The sequence below is a fragment of the Cellvibrio chitinivorans genome (genome assembly GCF_035117775.1).
GTDB lineage: Bacteria > Pseudomonadota > Gammaproteobacteria > Pseudomonadales > Cellvibrionaceae > Cellvibrio > Cellvibrio chitinivorans.
The window spans coordinates 382,119-401,571 of the sequence record NZ_JAYKKN010000002.1 but is presented as its reverse complement, the minus strand read 5'-3'; the positions used below and the strand labels follow the sequence as shown (position 1 = coordinate 401,571).

Here is a 19,453-nt window from a genome sequence, read left to right as displayed (position 1 = left end):
TGAAAACTCCCTCAGGCTGGGTTTGACAGTTTTCATCACTACTAAAACGAAGGGCTTTTACACCCATAGCATTAGCAGGTGCGCAAGGCTAGCAGAATCACCTATATTTTTCAATAAGTTAGCAATTAACTAGCAAGAAGCAGACAACACCAATTCCAGATAAAAAAACGGGACCAAAAGAGCCCCGTCAAAACAAATTATTCTTTATAAATCAAAAGTTTAAATTTCAGGGTGGATCCAAAACCCTTAAGAGCGCCCGTAGCTATCCTCATAACGGATGACATCATCATCCTGCAAGTATGGCCCCGACTGAACCTCAACAATCTCTAAGGGGATTTTTCCTGGATTGCTAAGGCGATGCTTGGTCCCCACAGGAATATAGGTGGACTCATTTTCTGAGAGCAAGATTGTTTCCTCTCCCTTCTGGACCAACGCGGTTCCTTTTACAACAATCCAGTGTTCAGCTCTATGGTGATGGACCTGCAGAGACAAACTTGCACCAGGCTTTACCCTGATACGATTTACTTGGTAGCGATCGCCATTATCGATGGCATCGTAGCAGCCCCAAGGGCGATAAATCTCTCTATGCTGCAAATGCTCAGAGCGATTTTGCTTTTCAATTTGAGTGATAATTGACTTAACTTGTTGCGCCTGAGACTTGTCAGCGATCAAAACTGCATCCGGAGTATTGATGATCATTAGGTTATTAACACCCAAAGTTGCTACCAACTTGTCTTGGGAAAAAACCAACGTGTTGGTTGACCCAATATCAATACTGTCCCCAATCAAGCTATTGCCAGTATCATCCTTGTCCGATAGGTCCCAAAATGATTTCCAGTCTCCTACATCACTCCAACCGGCATCGAGAGGAACACAAACCACATTCTGACTCTTTTCCATGAGCGCATAATCAATAGAAATATTTGGCGCTTGAGAGAAAGCTTCTTTATCAACACGAATGAAATCCAAGTCTTGAACAGCCCAAATCTTGGCCTGCTCAGCCGCAACAACCACATCAGGGCTCTGCTCCTGCAATTCATGCAAAAAAGTCTCAGATTGAAACACAAACATCCCACTATTCCAGTAATAACAACCCTCAGCGAGGTATTGCTCTGCAGTAGCAAGATCCGGCTTCTCTACAAATTTTGTCACCGGAAAAAAAATTGTATTTTTTGAATCGGAATTATTTAACGTTTTGATATATCCATAGCCAGTTTCCGGACATGTTGGCTGAACACCGAATGTAGCAAGATACCCGGATTCGGCAGCCTTAATTGCATCCGATACTGCCAACTGAAATACGGAAACATCGCGAATCATATGGTCAGCAGAAAGAACCAAAAGAGTGGGATTTTCAGCCAAAGTACGCGCATGAATAGCAGCCAAAGCTAGCGCCGGCGCAGTATTTCGTGCAACCGGCTCAAGAATAATTGATGAATTTTTCTGCCCAATTTCGTGCAGCTGCTCTGCCACCATAAATCGATGCTCATCATTACAAACAACAATAGGTGGAGCCAACTCAGAGATACCTTTTAATCGCAGCAATGTTTGCTGCAACATCGTTTTATCACCAAACAGTTTCAGTAATTGTTTTGGATAATGTTTTCTCGATAAGGGCCACAAGCGAGTCCCTGAACCACCGGCAAGAATTACTGGAATAATCAATTGACTCTCCTTAAATGCAAAGCTTTACATCAATAAAGCTGATAAAAATAATCAGCAACGTTTAAGCCTTGTAGCGATCTTTCATAAATGCAGTAAACTTTTTACCTACGTCAGCGTGACGCTCTGCATAAATAACATTAGCCATCAAATAGCCGATTTTCGTCCCGCAATCATGACTACGCCCCACCAACTGATACGCTTCTACAGTCTCTTGCTCCAGAAGATTATCAAGAGCATCCGTCAATTGAATTTCACCACCTGCACCAGGCAACGTTTTTCCTAACAAATCCCATACGGTTTTTGACAGAACATAGCGACCAACAATAGCCATGTTTGAAGGCGCCTCATCTACAGGAGGCTTTTCCACCATTGCTTTAATCACTGCGGTTTGACCAGCTGAAATTTCCACTCCTGAGCAATCAACAACACCATACTGATCAACTTGCTTAAGAGGAACTTGCTCAACCAAAATCTGACTATTGCCAGTTTCATGAAAGCGTTTAGTCATTCCAGCCAAATTATCCTGTTTGAGGTTACATTCAGCGTTATCCACAATGACATCCGGCAGCAAAACAGCAAATGGCTCATCACCGACAACCGATTTAGCGCACAAGATTGCGTGCCCCAAACCTTTCGCCTCAGCCTGACGAACTGATATAACGGTAAGACCCGCAGGGGTAATTGAGCGAACCTCTGCAAGCAAGGAGCGTTTCAGGCGCGACTCAAGCTGAGCCTCTAACTCAAAGCTGGTATCGAAATGGTTTTCGATTGCGTTTTTACTCGCATGAGTTACCAGAACAATTTCTTTGATCCCCGCTGCAGCTGCCTCCTCAATAACATATTGAATCAATGGCTTATCAACCACAGGCAACATTTCCTTAGGAATTGCCTTGGTAGCGGGCAGCATACGAGTTCCAAGACCAGCCACCGGAATTACAGCTTTTTTAACTTGCATAATCACACCTGTTGAGTTTTATTTTTTTGACTATTGGGAATCCCCAATGCGTCCATGTTTAAAATCGCAGCGATAAAAATACTTTGTGCAAACTAACGAAATATATTTACCATTTTTTTACAGAGTCAATGAAAAAATCAGCTATGAAATTGCTACAAGCATTTTTGTAAAAACCTCATCGATAGACATTGAAGTACTATCGATGACAACTGCATCATCTGCAGGACGAAGTGGAGATACTGCGCGACTTGAGTCACGTTCATCTCGCTCGCGAATATCTTTCACTAACTCAGCCAAATCTACAGATTCGCCTTTTGCAGAAAGCTGTTTGTAGCGGCGATCTGCACGCGCCTCTGGACTTGCTGTTAAAAATAATTTCTTTTGTGCACCTGGAAATACTGTTGTTCCCATGTCACGACCATCAGCCACCAAACCAGGCATAACCGCAAATGCGCGCTGACGCTCAAGCAGCGCAGCCCTCACTTTTGTAAAAGCTGCCACCTTTGAGGCTGCCATACCAACTGATTCAATCCGAATTGCGTCTGTCACTCTTTCACCATTAAGCAGAATTTGTGCCGACTGTTCAGTATCAAGGCTAAACATGACATCTAGAGTGAGCGCGATCTCACTTACGGCTTGCTCATCATCCAAGTTGACTCCTTTTTTAATCGCTGCCAGTGCAACGAGACGATAAAGCGCACCACTATCCAGCAAATGGTAGTTGAGATGGCGAGCCAACATTTGACTAAGCGTTCCCTTGCCTGAGCCACTTGGCCCATCAATGGTGATAACAATTGGGGCGGAGTTATTCATTAAAAAAGCATCCAAAATAAAAAGTGCAGGGCCGGGTCTAACCCAATGTTTCAATAATAGCTTTGCACACATCAGCAGGACTTGACGCCTGAGTTATTGGCCTGCCAATAACCAAGTAGCTACTACCAGCTGCAACCGCAGCTGCAGGTGTCAAGGTGCGACGCTGATCATCAACTGGTGATGTATTTAAGCGAATACCGGGTGTCACTAAACAAAAATCATTGCCAAACGCGGAGCGCATTAAAGGCGCCTCTTGAGCAGAACAGACTATTCCATCCAGCCCGCAATTTTTAGTAAGCGTAGCCAGTTTCATAACCTGCTCTTCTGGCGAGCATGCAATACCAATACCTGATAAATCATTAGCTTCCATACTGGTAAGAACGGTTACTGCTATTAACAATGGAGATTTTCCGGATCGGCGCGCCAAAGTCTCGCGCGCGGCAAGCATCATACGCTCTCCGCCAGATGCGTGGACATTCACCATCCATACACCCAGCTCTGCAGCTGCCTTTACCGCTTTGCTCGTTGTATTAGGAATATCGTGAAATTTAAGGTCGAGAAAAACCTCAAACCCCATTACCATTAATTGCTCAACTATTTTGGGGCCACATGCAGTAAAAAGCTCTTTGCCGACCTTAAGGCGACAATCAGAGGGAGATAGTTGCCTTGCCATCGCCAAGCATTGATCAGCATTATCAAAATCCATTGCAACGACAATTCGTGGACCCAGTGCAGACATTTTGTAAACCTCATAAAAAGAAAAGCCCGAGCATTAAGCTCGGGCTCTCATTAAAACAAAAATTACCGCAAAATTCATTAACAGCTGTAGGTGCAGCCAAAATGTTAAATGCGGATATTTTCCCGGTTTGCGGCGAGAGTCGCCTCCCCTATTCCTTTAACCTCCAACAGCTGCTCAACTGTTTTAAAGTTTCCATTTTCCTTGCGCCAAGCAACAATCGCCTCTGCCTTCTTTTCGCCCACACCTTTTAACTTGGTCAATTCCTGCACATCTGCAGTATTAATATTAATGCCTTCTTGATGTGCAACAGATTCTGCTTTCGCTGCCGAAGGTTTGGCTGCAGATACATCAGCTGAAAATGCTAAAGAGGAAGTACCAAACGACAAGATGACAAAAGATAAAAAAGAAAGGAAAAATTTCATTTAACGCTCCTTGGTAAGTTATAAGAAAACGTACGCTTCTATGCGCACCCAAGAAGAATAAAATGAATTACCTGCTGTCATCCAGCCGACAACTGCCAAATCGATTGTGCGATATCTCCTACAAACAAAATAAAAAGCCCCGAATAATCGGGACTTTGAAGAGCTATAAACTTATTTGAGCAATGCTTTTAAATCCGTCGCTCCCCAATGCGGGAAATGTTTACGGATTAAGGCATTTAACTCCAACTCAAACTCACTGAAATTTGAGGCTGCAGTCTCTTTCTGCTCCAACTGCTCAATAACCATCCCCGCACCAACTGTAATATTGGTAAGACGATCAATCACAATAAATGCGCCAGTAGCACGGTTGTGATTATATTGGTCAGCTACAACTGGTTGAGTTAATAGAAGATCAACTACTGCAATATCATTTAATTGCAGTTGAGTTACAGATGAATGCTCTTGCGTATTCACATCCACGCGATAGTGAATAGACTCAATTACGCCATTCACTGATTTACTAGCGAACTTAAATAGATATTCGCCACCTGCAGATGCCGATTTTTCAGCCATCCAAACGACATGCGCTTTAAGATGGTTTGATTGCGGCACCAAATCTTTTGCCAGAACCAACATATCACCGCGACTGACATCTACTTCTGTTGTCAGCGTTAATGTCACCGCTTGGCCAGAAAAAGCCTCTGGTAATTCACCGTCATAGGTCACGATAGATTTAACATGACTGGTTTTACCAGACGGAAGAACGCGAACCTCATCGCCAACCTTAACAACACCCGATGCCACATTGCCGCAAAAACCACGAAAATTGAGGTTTGGGCGATTGACGTACTGTACGGGAAAGCGGAAATCCGAATAGTTTTTATCACCGGAAATAGGTACGGTTTCAAAAATTTCCATCAAGGTTTGGCCTTGATACCAAGGTGAACGCTCTGAGCGATTTACAACGTTATCGCCATCCAATGCAGAAATGGGAACAAACATCACATTGCTCATTCCCAGTTTCGCCGAGAAACTCAAATAATCCTGCTTAATCTTTTCAAACACCGCTTGATCAAAATTCATCAAATCCATTTTGTTCACGGCAACAACGATATGCTTGATACCAAGCAAAGATGCGATGTAGCTGTGGCGACGCGTTTGGGTCACAACACCATATCGAGCATCGATCAAAATAATCGCGAGATCACAGGTGGATGCACCAGTCGCCATATTGCGCGTGTACTGCTCATGCCCTGGGGTATCAGCAATAATAAATTTACGCTTTGCAGTAGAAAAATAGCGATAGGCAACGTCGATAGTAATGCCCTGTTCGCGCTCAGCTTGTAGGCCATCAACCAACAAAGCCAAATCGATTTTCTCGCCAGTGGTTCCGTGCTTGACACTGTCGGAACGAATTGCATCCAATTGATCTTCATAGATCATTTTTGAATCGTGCAATAAACGTCCAATCAGGGTGCTTTTTCCATCATCTACACTGCCGCAGGTTAAAAAACGCAGCAATTCTTTCTGTTCATGTTGCGCGAGATAGGCATTGATATCTTGCGCGATTAATTCGGACTGATGACTCATATAGGTCTCTTTGCAATCAGTAAGATGTAATAAGCGTTGTTGTGAAATAAGGAATTAGAAATAGCCTTCTTGCTTTTTCTTTTCCATGGAACCAGAGCTGTCGTGATCAATGACACGGCCTTGACGCTCAGAGGTAGTAGTCAACAACATTTCCTGAATGATTTCCGGCAAGGTGGTCGCTTCAGACTCAACCGCACCGGTTAACGGATAGCAACCAAGCGTGCGGAAGCGCACCATTTTTTCTTCGACTTTATCATTCGGGCCGATTGGCATACGGTCATCATCAACCATAATCAAGGTGCCATCGCGCTCAACTACCGGGCGTTTTGCAGCAAAATAAAGCGGAACAATGGGGATATTTTCCAAATGGATATATTGCCAAATATCCAATTCAGTCCAGTTAGACAAAGGGAATACACGAATACTTTCGCCTTTATCTACACGGCCGTTATAAATATTCCACAGCTCAGGGCGCTGATTCTTAGGATCCCAACGATGGTTCTTATCGCGGAAAGAATAAACACGCTCTTTCGCACGAGACTTTTCCTCATCGCGACGAGCACCACCAAAAGCAGCATCAAAACCATATTTGTTCAATGCTTGCTTCAAACCTTGGGTTTTCATGATGTCAGTGTGCTTCGCACTGCCGTGAGTGAAAGGGCCAACACCCATATCCACACCTTCTTGATTGATGTGAACAATCAAATCCCATCCAAGCTCTTTTATACGCTGATCACGAAACTCGATCATTTCGCGGAATTTCCAAGTGGTATCCACATGCAGCATTGGAAAAGGCGGCTTGCCCGGAAAGAATGCTTTCATAGTGAGATGCATCATTACCGCAGAGTCTTTACCTACTGAGTAAAGCATGACCGGCTTATCAAATTCAGCGGCCACTTCACGGATGATATGAATACTTTCAGCTTCGAGCTGCTTGAGGTGAGTCAAGTTGTAATTTGACATTCAATAGTTACCAGATTAATTACGGAGTTGGCGATAGCGCGAGCCTAAAAACGGCAGCGATTATATAGAGCCTGAACGCAAGGTTTAATGATTAAATGTTTCTAAGGATATTCCTGTAAGTTTGGATGCGCACAATAAGGCTATTTTTGTGCAGACTGACGTTTGGCCAGCATCAAGGTGAACTCATCCCGAGCTTCTTTTGCACGACTAAACACATTTAACAAGTAGTCGCTATCTTCATGCTCGATACTGCTACGCAGGCGAGATAGATTATCGATAAACAAGTCCATTGACTGCAAAATTGCAGCTTTATTGGCACGCATGATGTCATGCCACATCACCGGATCGCTCGATGCTATGCGTGTGAAATCCCGAAAGCCACCAGCCGCATATCTGAAAATATTAGGATTTTTAATATCCTCGGCAAGTGTATCAACCAGCGAGTAAGCGATTACGTGAGGCAAATGACTGGTTGCACCCAGCACCTGATCATGTTCCTCAACCGACATGTTCAAAACCTCCGCACCCACTGTTTGCCACATACGAGTGACCAAGTCAGCATGCAGGGAAGACGTATTTTCCTGTGGGGTTAAAATTACGCGGTGGTTTTCATACAAATTAGGATTGGCAGCCGTTACACCGCTCTTCTCCGAACCTGCTATTGGATGTCCCAGTACAAATTGTGGAGGAACATTGCCAAACACAGCTTCAGCTGCGCGCTGCACACTACCCTTCACACTTGCGCCATCGGTAATGGTCACCGTTTCAGGAATGTATTGCTTGATCTCTTCCAAAACGGTTTTAACTGATAGCGTTGGGACAGCGATAAAAACAATATCTCCAGCGCCCAACTCACCCGCAATTTCACTCAAGGATGTGTAGGCGCGATCTACAACACCGTGACTTACAGCATCTACACAGGTATCAGATTTACGGGCAATACCGATAACTTCGGTGCAGGCGTTGCGCTGCTTTAACGCGGTCGCAAGACTACCGCCAATTAAACCTATACCAACAACAACAAATTTATTGATCAAGGGTTGGGACATAAGCAATCACAATACCGCTTTGGGGTAGGAGCCAAGCAACTTCAAGTCAGCGCAACGGCCAGCCACTTCTTTCATCACATCGCTGATTAACGGCTCATCGACATGCCCGGCAAAATCGATAAAAAACACGTAAGTCCATGCTCCTGTGCGCGATGGACGCGTTTCCACGCGAGTCAGATCAATATTATGGCGATGGAACGGCTCCAATAACTTATGTAACGCACCCGGCTCATTGCGCGTGGCCACCACAATAGAGGTTTTATCTACGCCGCTTTGCGGCACAGCTTGTTTACCGATAATTAAAAAACGTGTGGAGTTGTCCGGTTGATCTTCGATTTTTTCGGCGATCATTTTCAACCCGTAGAGCTCTGCCGCCATAGAACCAGCAATAGCAGCTGCGTTCCACTCACCCTTGAGACGCTTGGCCGCCTCAGCATTACTGCTAACAGCAACACGCTCAGCATTAGGGTAATGCGCATCCAGCCATTTACGGCATTGCGCCAGTGACTGGGAATGAGAATAGATGCGAGTGATGTTGTTAACGCTGGTAACATCCGACACCATCAGGTTGTGGTGAATACGCAATTCAACTTCACCACAAATTTTCAGATTGGAGCCCATGAAGTTATCAAGCGTATGGTTGACAACGCCTTCAGTCGAGTTCTCAACTGGAACCACACCGTAATTCACAGCTCCGGCTTCCACTTCACGAAAAACCTCATCGATTGCAGAAAACGGCAACACGACGGCCGAGTGACCAAAATGCTTTAGCGAAGCTTGCTGGGTAAAAGTACCTTCTGGCCCGAGGTACGCCACCTTGATTGGATTTTCCAGCGCCAAACAAGCGGACATAATTTCACGAAACAGGCGTGCCATTTCTTCGTTGCTGAGCGGGCCATTGTTACGCTCCATTGCTTTGCGTAACACCTGGGCTTCACGCTCAGGGCGATAAAACAGGATTTTGGCATCATCCGGCAGACTGGCTTTTTTAACATCGGCAACTTGTTGTGCACATTCGGCACGAGCAGAGATTAATCGAGCGATATCTTCATCAATCGCATCAATTTTATTTCTCAGCGCAAGCAGCTTTTCTGCTTCAGTTTGATCAATACTCATCTACTTACTCGTCGCTTGATTCGCCTTCGATATCATCTGCAATGTCGTCAGCTGAGGCATCATCCAGCACTTCACCTTCCGCTGCTTCCGCACGCGCAACTTCACGCTTTGCATTTTCATCCGCACTTTCTTCGATACGCTCAAGACCTTGCATACGCTCGCCCTCTTTCAGCTTGATCAGGCGAACCCCTTGAGTATTACGGCTAAGTACAGAAACCTCGTCAACGCGTGTACGCACCATAGTGCCTTGATCAGAAATCAGCATGATTTCCTCGCCATCAAACACCTGTACCGCACCCACTAATTGTCCGTTACGATCGGTAGTTTGCATACCGATAACACCCTGAGAGCCGCGACCTTTTGCTGGGAACTCACCTACCTCGGTACGCTTGCCGTAGCCATTTTCACTCACAGTGAGAACCTGGCCATTTTCCATTGGGATTACCATGCCCACTACACGCTGACCTTCGGCCAAACGAATACCGCGCACACCGCGCGAGGTGCGTCCCATTGCGCGAACCTGTGATTCGCGGAAACGTGCGGCTTTGCCGGAACTGGAGAACAGAACCACATCGCAAGAACCATCAGTAATAGCTGTTCCGACCAGAGTATCTCCCTCATCCAATTCAATTGCACGCAAACCAACACTGCGTTGGCGAGAGAATTGAGTCAGCGCTGTTTTCTTCACGGTGCCATTAGCCGTCGTCATAAAGATAAATTTATCTTCGTCGTAGGATTTCACTGGGAGGATCGATGTAATTCGCTCGCCCTCTTCCAGCGATGGCAACAAGTTAATAACCGGGCGCCCACGGGATTGACGACCTGCCACCGGGATCATGTAAACCTTCAACCAATACACTTTACCTGCGTTGGTAAACAGCAACACGGTGTCATGTGTACTCGCGATTAATAAGTGCTGAACGTAGTCTTCATCTTTTACGGCAGTAGCTGACTTGCCCATGCCGCCGCGACGCTGTGCTTGATAATCGGCCAGCGGCTGACTCTTCGCGTAACCACCGTGAGAGATGGTCACAACGCGATCTTCAACATTGATCAGATCTTCTGTGGTCAAATCGAGCGTAGATGCAACAATTTCGGTGCGACGATTATCGCCGTAGTCATTGATAACCTGAGTCAACTCTTCGCGGATTACTTCCATCAAGCGAACAGCATTGCCAAGAATTTCCAGGAATTCGGCAATTTGAACCAATTTTTCATCGTATTCAGCGAGCAGCTTATCGTGTTCCATGCCGGTCAAACGATGCAGACGCAGCTCAAGAATCGCCTGGGCCTGCGCAGCAGATAAATAGTAGCGACCATCGCGTATACCAAACTCAGCACCCAAGTCTTCAGGTCGGCAAGCATCTTTACCGGCGCGTTCAAGATAGGGCACCATCTCAGCTGCATCCCAGCCGCGCCCCATCAAGCTGTCTTTTGCTTCTGCGGGAGAGGCTGAGTTTTTAATCAGTGCGATAACTTCGTCGATATTGGAGATGGCAACTGCCAAACCTTCCAAAATATGACCGCGCTCGCGCGCCTTGCGCAACAAATACACAGTACGACGAGTAACAACCTCACGACGATGCTTAACAAAGGCTTCAAGCAGCTCTTTAAGATTGAGGATTTTTGGCTGGCCATCGTCCAACGCAACGATGTTTACACCAAAAGTAGTTTGCAGCTGGGTTTGCGCGAAGAGGTTGTTAAGCAGAACATCCGCAGATTCGGTTTTCTTAACTTCGATAACAATACGCATACCGTCTTTGTCGGACTCGTCGCGCAGCTCACTAATACCTTCGATTTTCTTTTCTTTTACCAGCTCGGCAATACGCTCAATCAAACGCGCCTTATTCAACTGATAAGGGATCTCGTGAACAATAATCGTCTCACGGCCGGTTTTTTCATCGCGTTCAATTTCCGCTTTAGCACGGATAATGACACTGCCGCGGCCAGTGCGATAAGCCTGCACTATACCTGCGCGACCATTAATAATGGCTCCAGTTGGGAAATCTGGCCCAGGAATAAACTCCATCAACTCATCGATGGTGATATCCGGGTTATTGATCAATTCGAGACAGCCCTGCACTACTTCTTTCAAGTTGTGCGGCGGAATGTTGGTCGCCATACCTACGGCGATACCTGAGGAGCCGTTCACCAATAAATTGGGGATGCGTGTCGGCATTACTGCCGGGATTTGCTCGGTACCATCGTAGTTAGGTACGAAATCAACTGTTTCTTTATCTAAATCGGCGAGCAAGTCGTGTGCAATTTTGGCCATGCGGATTTCGGTATAACGCATAGCTGCTGCACGGTCACCATCGACCGAACCGAAGTTACCCTGACCATCAACTAACATGTAGCGCAGAGAGAAAGGCTGCGCCATACGGACAATAGTGTCGTACACAGCGGTATCACCATGAGGGTGATATTTACCGATTACGTCACCCACCACACGGGCAGATTTTTTGTAGGGCTTATTCCAATCGTTATTGAGTTCGCTCATCGCATAGAGCACGCGACGATGCACTGGCTTTAAGCCGTCACGCACATCGGGCAAAGCGCGCCCCACAATTACGCTCATGGCGTAGTCAAGGTAGGACTGCTTGAGTTCGTCTTCAATACTTACCGGTGATATTTCTTTGGCGAATTCGACCATGGGAATACAGCTTTCCTTTCTTATTAAAGCTATGGGCTTATATTAAGGTTTGGTTCTGGGTCGATATCGATATGACTGACAGATAGCGCCTGATTTGCGCACCAATCAAATTAAAGCGAAACCACTACCCTACTACCTACCAAATAAAAGACTGGCTAAAAATGCATCTAACGCTTAATTCAGGGGCGCGATGGTAGCACAATTTCTGCCAGATAGGCACTTGAGCGGTCGCTATCACCATGAAAATACAGGCAAAAACCGAAGTACCAACAAAAAACCAATCACCAAGGCGATAGGCGCCAAATCCCCCATCGCCGATAAGGGGCTTTGCAGTATACTGTGCGCCCTTTTTATGCCCGAGTTTCCGCCATCTCTTATGCTGACAACGACCGCCGAGCCACGCCCAATAGACTTGATCATAAAAGCCCGCTGGATCATTCCGGTGGTGCCAGAGAATCGTGTACTGGAAAATTGTGCACTGGCAATCGACAAAGGCCGAATTGAGGCACTGATTCCACAGGAAGAAGCTGAACGCCGTTTTGCTGCCGCCGAAACCATCAATCTCAATAGCCATGCACTCATACCCGGCTTAGTCAACGCTCACGGTCATGCAGCCATGAGCCTGCTGCGCGGCTACGCCGATGATCAACCGCTTCACACCTGGCTTAACGATCACATCTGGCCTACGGAAAGCCGTTGGGTGGGCGAGGAATTTGTACGCGATGGCACCCAGCTCGCCATGGCAGAAATGATTAAATCCGGCACCACCTGCTTTGCCGATATGTACTTTTTCCCGGAACAGGCCGCACAGGTTTGCCTGGAAGCAAAAATGCGCAGCCAAATCAGCTTCCCGATTTTCGATTTCGGAACTGCTTGGGGGTTGGGTGCAGATGATTACTTCACCAAAGGCCTCGCGCTGCACGACAGCCTGCGTGGCAGCGACCACATCAACATCGCTTTCGGCCCTCACGCGCCCTACACAGTTTCCGATGCACCACTACAAAAAATTGCCGTACTTGCGCAAGAGATGGACATGCCGGTGCAAATTCATCTACATGAAACTGCATTTGAGATAGAAGAATCACTTAAACAATACGGCAAGCGTCCATCGCAGCGATTAATGGAATTAGGATTACTCTCATCACTGACCCAGTGTGTGCATATGACGCAAATCGCAGAAAGCGACATCAACATCCTGCAGCAAACCGGAGCGCATGTTATTCATTGCCCTGAATCCAATTTGAAATTAGCGAGCGGCTTTTGTCCTATCGATAAATTACAAAAAGCCGGCATTAATGTAGCGCTCGGCACCGATGGAGCAGCGAGCAATAATGATTTGGATTTATTTAGCGAGCTGAAAACAGCTGCCCTGCTCGCCAAAGCAGTTGCAGGCGATGCTGCTGCAGTTGATGCACACACTGCATTGCACATGGCCACACTGAATGGCGCTAAAGCATTAGGCATGGAGGAAAAAATCGGCAGCCTTGAAGTGGGTAAATTCGCCGATATTACCGCTATTGATTTAAGTGGGCTGGGCGCTCAACCTTTATATAACCCTGCTTCACAATTGGTTTACACCCACGCAGGTCAAGCTGTGACGCATGTGTGGGTACAGGGCAAGGCGCTACTTAGCAATCGCCAATTACAAACATTGGATGAGCGTGAAATTTTAGGCAAAGCCAATTGGTGGCGTAAACAAATCGCCGCTCACTAAACAATCTCACATTGACAGATTACTTTTACAGGAATGGGAAACAATATGGCCAATGTCGACGCTGCCGAAATTGCAAAATTTGAAGCTCTCGCCAGTCGCTGGTGGGATAAAAACAGCGAATTCAAACCTCTGCACGACATCAACCCCCTGCGCGCCAATTTCATTGATGAACACTCACCTGTTGCGCAAAAAAAACTAATCGATGTAGGTTGTGGTGGAGGTATTCTTGCTGAATCCCTCGCACAGCGCGGAGCCACAGTAACAGGTATCGACATGGGCGAAGCCCCGCTTGCAGTAGCGCGCTTGCACGCACTGGAAAGCGGAGTTGAACTAACTTACGAACAAATCACCGCAGAAGAAAAAGCCGCGCAAATGCCCGGCGAATTTGATGTAGTAACCTGTATGGAAATGCTGGAGCACGTGCCAGATCCATCATCCGTTGTACGCGCTTGCGCAACTTTGGTAAAAGATGGTGGCGATGTTTATTTTTCCACCATTAATCGCAACCCTAAAGCCTATGCCTTCGCGATTCTCGGTGCGGAATATATTTTAAAACTCCTACCAAAAGGCACGCATGACTACAGCAAATTCATTCGCCCTTCCGAACTAGCCAAATGGTTGCGCGATGCAGGACTGGAATTGCAAAGCATAAGCGGCATGACCTATAACCCGCTTACCAAACACTACAAACTCGATCCGAACGATGTCAGTGTTAATTATCTTCTGCACGCAAAAAAGGTTAGCAACTAATGCCCAAAACTATTCGCGCGGTAATGTTCGATCTTGATGGAACCTTATTGGATACCGCACCCGATTTTATCGTGGTTGTGAACCAACTACTTGTTGAACAAGGGCGCCCTGCACTGCCAGCAGACACTATTCGCGCCGGTGTTTCCAACGGCTCCAAAGCGCTCATCAAATTGGCATTTGCAATCGACGAAGACAATGAGCAATTCGAGCCATTACGTCAGCGCTTGCTCGAACTGTATTTGCAAAATCACTCAGTACACACCAAACCCTTTCCCGGTATTAATGAATTGATCGCGCAATTAGCAGCGCACAATATTTTGTGGGGAATCGCCACCAACAAGCCCGCCATGTACACACTGCCACTCATGGTTGATATGAATATACAACCACCACCTGCCAGTATTATTTGCCCGGATCATGTGAGCGCACCCAAGCCTAACCCTGAGTCATTATTTCTGGCCGGCACTCAACTTAGTTGTACACCACAAGAGATTATTTTTATTGGCGATCATAAGCGCGATATCGACTGCGGCAGAGACGCTGGCAGCATCACTATTGCCGCAACCTACGGTTATCTTGATGAGGGAGAAGATCCTGCAACCTGGAATGCCGACCACAGCGTAAATCACGCAGATGAAATCTGGCCCATCATTGAGAAATATCTGTAAGCAACCAACACTGATTCGTAGAAATGAATCTACTGCAATAAATTCACATTCAAGCTAAAGACAAAGCCATGCAAATCCCAAACGATTACATTATTAAATCTGACGCACTTAAAGAAAAAATTATTCTGGTTACTGGTGCAGGAGACGGAATCGGTAAAACTGCAGCAAAAACTTTCGCAGCCTGCGGCGCAACAGTCATCCTCTGCGGTCGCACCATGGCCAAACTGGAACAGGTTTACGATGAAATCGAAGCTGCAGGCTATCCACAACCGGCAATCTACCCTCTCAACCTAGAAAGTGCAGTTGAAAAAGATTACCTCGATATGTGCAATGCACTCGATGAAACCTTTGGACATTTAGATGGCATATTATTTAATGCCGCAGACTTGGGTGAGCGCACGCCGCTAAGCAACTATTCCGCCAACGCCTGGCTGCGCTGTATGCAAGTCAACGTCAACTCGCCGTTTATGATGACGCAAGCTTTATTGCCGCTACTAGAGCGCGCAGAAAATGGAAGCATTATATTCACCAGCTCCAGCGTTGCATTCAAAGGCCGCGCGTTTTGGGGCGCTTATGCTGCATCAAAAGCAGCTGCAGAAAATTTGATGCAAACCTTGCACGATGAACTTGAAGAGGCAACACACATTCGAGCCAACAGCATCAACCCAGGCGCAACTCGTACAGCGATGCGTGCGTCGGCCTACCCTGCAGAAAATCCCGAAACAATAAAATCACCGGACGCATTAATGCCATCTTATGTATATCTATTGAGTGATGATTCAATTGGCATCAGCGGACAGTCATTTCATTATCAGTAATAAAAGAAAAACACGCCCAACAAAAAAGGAGATCGAATGATCTCCTTAATCGCGACATGCAAGATGGGATAACCCCCAAGGGAAACAGACTAGCCACCTCCCCCACACCCCACTACCTAAAAGGCAACTCAGTTTAATCGCTCCAGCACAGTGGTGATTCCCTGCCCTAAACCAATACACATAGTTGAAACACCTAGATTCAAATCCCGATCCTGCATCACCGTCAACAATGAACCGGTAATACGGGTGCCGGAACAACCAAAAGGGTGCCCCAATGCAATGGCGCCGCCGTGCAAATTGACCTTGTCGTTCATCGCATCCAGCAGTTTTAGATCCTTCAACACAGGCAATGCCTGAGCGGCGAAAGCCTCGTTGAGCTCAACTGCATCTATGTCATCCATTGTTAAGCTGGCTGATTTCAACGCTTTTTCAGTGGATGGAACCGGCCCATAACCCATGATTGATGGATCAACACCCGCAAGTCCCAAAGAAACCACCTTGGCGATAGGCTTTAAGCCCAAAGATTTAGCGCGCTCAGCCGACATCACCAACATTACCGATGCCCCGTCACTCAGCTGAGATGAGGTGCCGGCTGTAACCATGCCATTTTTAGGATCAAACACCGGTGGTAGTTTTGATAAAGCCTCAACGGTGGTTTCAGGGCGGATGGTTTCATCCTGATCAACTGATATCAAAAAACCATCGCCGTTATGACCATCAACAGGAATGATCTCGCGACTAAATTTGCCCAGCTCTCGTGCTTTAGCCGCAAGTTGATGTGAACGAGCACCGAACTCATCCATCTGCTGGCGGTTAATGCCATGCAAAAGTGCGAGATATTCCGCTGTCATCCCCATGTTGCCTGCGGCCTTGGCTACCGAAAGCCCCAGCAGAGGGTTGATGCTGACGGATTCATACATAGGCAAATGCCCCATGTGCTCAACGCCACCAATCAAATAAACATCACCTTGACCTGCGCGAATATTGACCGTAGCTGTATGCAATGCCGACATGGATGAACCGCACAAACGGTTAATGGTTTGCGCGGGAATAGTGTGCGGTAAACCAGCCAGCAATAAAATATTGCGCGCGACATTAAAGGCCTGTTCTTCACGCTGCATCACGCAGCCCCAGAGCAAATCATCAATGGTATTAGGGTCAAGTTGTGGGTTGCGTGCAAGCAAGCCTTTGATGATTGCTGCGGAAATATCGTCCGCGCGCATGTGACGGAAACAACCGTTTTTAGAGCGCCCCATAGCACTGCGGGCATAATCAACAATGACGGCGTCGCGTGGTTGTAAACTCATCTGATTATCTCCTTAGCCGTAAAATTTTTGATTATTAGCCGCTTTGGCTTTGAGACTATCTGGCGCTTGATACAGCGCCCCAAGTGCGGCAAATTTTGCTGCCATATCGCAGAATGTTTGCGCGCCGATAAAATCGACCCAGCGGAACACGCCGCCGCGGAATGGAGGAAACCCAGTGCCGTAAACAAGCGCCATATCCGCCTCGGAGGCTGTTTCTACAATACCTTCATCAAGACAGCGCGTCAGTTCAGTCACCATAGGGATCATCATGCGCGCAATAATGTCTTCATCGCTGATCTCGATTGCGCCCTGAATCGTGGGCTTGAGAATGTCAGCCACTTCCGCAGCAGCTACTTTTGCTGGCTTGCCTTTCTTGTCCAGCTCGTAGTTATAGAAACCTTTTTCATTTTTCTGCCCTAAACGGCCAGCAGCAAAAAGTGCATCGGTGCAGGAGGTAAAATCGCGCTGCATGCGATCTGGGAAGCCATTTGCCATCACTTTTTCAGCATGAACAGCGGTATCTATGCCCACCACATCCAGCAAATAAGCAGGCCCCATTGGCCAACCCCAGGTTTCCATGAGCTTATCGATGCGCTGGAAATCTACGCCGTCACGCACCAACATCGCAAAACCCGCTAGATAGGGGAACAACACACGGTTCACCAAGAAACCAGGGCAATCTTTAACCACAATCGGCTTCTTACCCATCGCATTCGCGTAAGCAACTGTGCGGGCAATAGCGTTGTCAGAGGTTTTTTCACCACGAATAACTTCTACCAAAGGCATCATGTGCACAGGGTTAAAAAAGTGCATGCCGCAGAAGTTTTCAGGGCGAGCCAAGCCTTCTGCTAAATAGGTGATAGAAATCGTTGAAGTATTGGATGCCAGCACGGTATCGCTGTTGACCTTGGACTCCACCTCGGCCAAAACCGCTTTTTTGACTTTGGGGTTTTCCACAACAGCTTCAACAACGATATCTACCTGATCAAAGCCATCGTAAGTCAGCGCAGGTTCAATGCGATTAAGCACATCGCCCATTTCTGACGCAGTTAATTTTTTACGTTCGACACGTTTGCTCAATAACTTATTGGCTTCCGCGAGACCAAGATCAATCCCCTTCTGAGCGATGTCTTTCATTTTAATCGGTACACTTTTCAGCGCCGATTGATAGGCAATACCGCCGCCCATGATTCCAGCCCCTAAAACGGCAGCGCGCCCGACTTTTTTGTCGGCTTTTTTCTCCCAACCTTTGGCCTTTTTACTCAGGAATTGTTCGTTGACAAAAATCCCCACCAGCGACTGAGCAACTGGCGTTTGTGCCATTTTCGCAAAGTTTTCAGCTTCGGCTTGTAAGGCTTCATCGCGGCCTTTATCCGCTGCTTTTTGCATTGCCTTGATAGCAGAAACAGGCGCGGGATAATTTCGCCCAGCTTGGCCACCAACAAAGGCTTTTGAAGTTTCAAATGCCATCATCGATTCGATGAAATTTAATTTCAGCGGTGCTTTTTTCTGTGCACGACGCGCTTGATAATCGAACTTGCCGCTGATGCACTGCTGCAAACAGTGCAGCGCTGCATCGCGCAATTTTTCCGGTTCTACAACCGCATCGATAACGCGAGCGGTCAATGCTGTTGCAGCGTCGTTTTCCTTGCCGGCAGCAATCCATTCAACCGCAGTATCAAGCCCTGCCACACGCGGCAAGCGAACTGTACCACCCCAGCCGGGGATGATGCCCAGCTTGGTTTCAGGCAAGCCCACTTTGGCAGCGGTACTGGCCACGCGGTAATCGCATGCCAAACAAAACTCCAAACCACCACCCAGCGCAAAGCCATTGATGGCCACAACGGTGGGAAATGGCAAATCCTCAAGGCGACAAAAGTTTTGATTATTAGTCGCCAAATGCCCTGTAATTTTTTCAGGACCTTCAGCAAATACGGCACCGAATTCCATAATATCGGCGCCGACGATAAATACATCCTTAGCACTTTTAACCAACAGGCCACGCACATCTTTTGCTTTTTCGAGTAGATCGAGCACCTGTTGAAGTTCTGAAACGACAAGCAAACTGAATTTGTTTACCGATTCACCTTGTAAATCAAAAGTCAGCTCAGCAATACCATCCGGTTGCAGAGAAACCGTTAGGGCTTTTCCTTGAAACATAATAAATCTCTCTTTCTAGTTAGGAACGAGGAGGGAAAATCTGGCTTTGAGTGTAGCAGGCTGAGAAGAGC

At 46.9% G+C, this 19,453-nt stretch carries 16 protein-coding genes; 4 read left to right on the top strand and 12 right to left on the bottom strand.

Annotated elements, in window-relative coordinates; all coding sequences use genetic code 11:
- Positions 1-246 precede the first annotated feature (246 nt).
- The 10 genes from SPL68_RS08450 to gyrA form a co-directional block, all read right to left on the bottom strand.
- Positions 247-1,665 carry a mannose-1-phosphate guanylyltransferase/mannose-6-phosphate isomerase gene (locus tag SPL68_RS08450; RefSeq protein ID WP_323814652.1) on the bottom strand — a complete coding sequence of 473 codons (1,419 nt, stop codon included), beginning with the start codon at positions 1,663-1,665 and terminating at the stop codon, positions 247-249.
- Positions 1,666-1,726: 61 nt separating this feature from the next.
- Positions 1,727-2,620, bottom strand: a complete 894-nt coding sequence (gene galU, locus SPL68_RS08445) for a UTP--glucose-1-phosphate uridylyltransferase GalU (protein WP_323814651.1) — start codon at positions 2,618-2,620, stop codon at positions 1,727-1,729.
- Positions 2,621-2,761: 141 nt separating this feature from the next.
- Positions 2,762-3,433: a (d)CMP kinase gene (gene cmk, locus SPL68_RS08440; protein ID WP_323814650.1), complete on the bottom strand. Its 672-nt coding sequence runs from the start codon at positions 3,431-3,433 to the stop codon at positions 2,762-2,764.
- A 37-nt stretch (positions 3,434-3,470) separates the two neighbouring features.
- A complete protein-coding gene (pyrF, locus tag SPL68_RS08435) occupies positions 3,471-4,172 on the bottom strand; it encodes an orotidine-5'-phosphate decarboxylase (RefSeq protein ID WP_323814649.1) in 702 nt (233 codons plus the stop codon).
- A 104-nt stretch (positions 4,173-4,276) separates the two neighbouring features.
- Positions 4,277-4,594 (bottom strand): ComEA family DNA-binding protein, encoded by a 318-nt coding sequence (locus SPL68_RS08430; protein WP_323814648.1) that lies wholly within the window; start codon positions 4,592-4,594, stop codon positions 4,277-4,279.
- Between the two features lie 171 nt (positions 4,595-4,765).
- Positions 4,766-6,184, bottom strand: a complete 1,419-nt coding sequence (gene cysN / locus SPL68_RS08425) for a sulfate adenylyltransferase subunit CysN (protein WP_323814647.1) — start codon at positions 6,182-6,184, stop codon at positions 4,766-4,768.
- A 54-nt stretch (positions 6,185-6,238) separates the two neighbouring features.
- The gene (gene cysD, locus SPL68_RS08420) at positions 6,239-7,147 is read right to left on the bottom strand and encodes a sulfate adenylyltransferase subunit CysD (protein WP_078042741.1); all 909 of its coding nucleotides are present in this window, start codon (positions 7,145-7,147) and stop codon (positions 6,239-6,241) included.
- A gap of 140 nt (positions 7,148-7,287) precedes the next feature.
- Positions 7,288-8,196 (bottom strand): prephenate dehydrogenase/arogenate dehydrogenase family protein, encoded by a 909-nt coding sequence (locus tag SPL68_RS08415; RefSeq protein WP_323814646.1) that lies wholly within the window; start codon positions 8,194-8,196, stop codon positions 7,288-7,290.
- Between the two features lie 6 nt (positions 8,197-8,202).
- On the bottom strand, positions 8,203-9,312 hold the full coding sequence (gene pheA, locus SPL68_RS08410) for a prephenate dehydratase (RefSeq protein WP_323814645.1): 1,110 nt from the start codon (positions 9,310-9,312) through the stop codon (positions 8,203-8,205).
- Between the two features lie 4 nt (positions 9,313-9,316).
- Positions 9,317-11,965 carry a DNA gyrase subunit A gene (gene gyrA / locus SPL68_RS08405; protein ID WP_323814644.1) on the bottom strand — a complete coding sequence of 883 codons (2,649 nt, stop codon included), beginning with the start codon at positions 11,963-11,965 and terminating at the stop codon, positions 9,317-9,319.
- Positions 11,966-12,341: 376 nt separating this feature from the next.
- On the opposite strand from gyrA, the gene SPL68_RS08400 reads away from it, so the two are divergent.
- The 4 genes from SPL68_RS08400 to SPL68_RS08385 all read left to right on the top strand — a co-directional run bounded on the left by SPL68_RS08400 (position 12,342) and on the right by SPL68_RS08385 (position 15,915).
- The gene (locus tag SPL68_RS08400; RefSeq protein WP_323814643.1) at positions 12,342-13,679 is read left to right on the top strand and encodes a TRZ/ATZ family hydrolase; all 1,338 of its coding nucleotides are present in this window, start codon (positions 12,342-12,344) and stop codon (positions 13,677-13,679) included.
- Between the two features lie 45 nt (positions 13,680-13,724).
- A complete protein-coding gene (ubiG, locus tag SPL68_RS08395) occupies positions 13,725-14,429 on the top strand; it encodes a bifunctional 2-polyprenyl-6-hydroxyphenol methylase/3-demethylubiquinol 3-O-methyltransferase UbiG (RefSeq protein ID WP_323814642.1) in 705 nt (234 codons plus the stop codon).
- Positions 14,429-15,097 (top strand): HAD-IA family hydrolase, encoded by a 669-nt coding sequence (locus tag SPL68_RS08390; protein WP_323814641.1) that lies wholly within the window; start codon positions 14,429-14,431, stop codon positions 15,095-15,097. The genes ubiG and SPL68_RS08390 overlap by 1 nt, the downstream gene beginning before the upstream one ends.
- A 68-nt stretch (positions 15,098-15,165) precedes the next feature.
- Positions 15,166-15,915, top strand: a complete 750-nt coding sequence (locus SPL68_RS08385) for a YciK family oxidoreductase (protein ID WP_323814640.1) — start codon at positions 15,166-15,168, stop codon at positions 15,913-15,915.
- Positions 15,916-16,043: 128 nt separating this feature from the next.
- Here the strand turns inward: SPL68_RS08385 and fadA are convergent, their stop codons facing one another.
- Both fadA and fadB read right to left on the bottom strand, forming a co-directional pair.
- Positions 16,044-17,222 (bottom strand): acetyl-CoA C-acyltransferase FadA, encoded by a 1,179-nt coding sequence (fadA, locus tag SPL68_RS08380; RefSeq protein ID WP_323814639.1) that lies wholly within the window; start codon positions 17,220-17,222, stop codon positions 16,044-16,046.
- 12 nt (positions 17,223-17,234) lie between these two features.
- Positions 17,235-19,385, bottom strand: coding sequence for a fatty acid oxidation complex subunit alpha FadB (gene fadB / locus SPL68_RS08375; RefSeq protein WP_323814962.1), 2,151 nt, complete (start codon positions 19,383-19,385; stop codon positions 17,235-17,237).
- Positions 19,386-19,453: the final 68 nt, after the last annotated feature.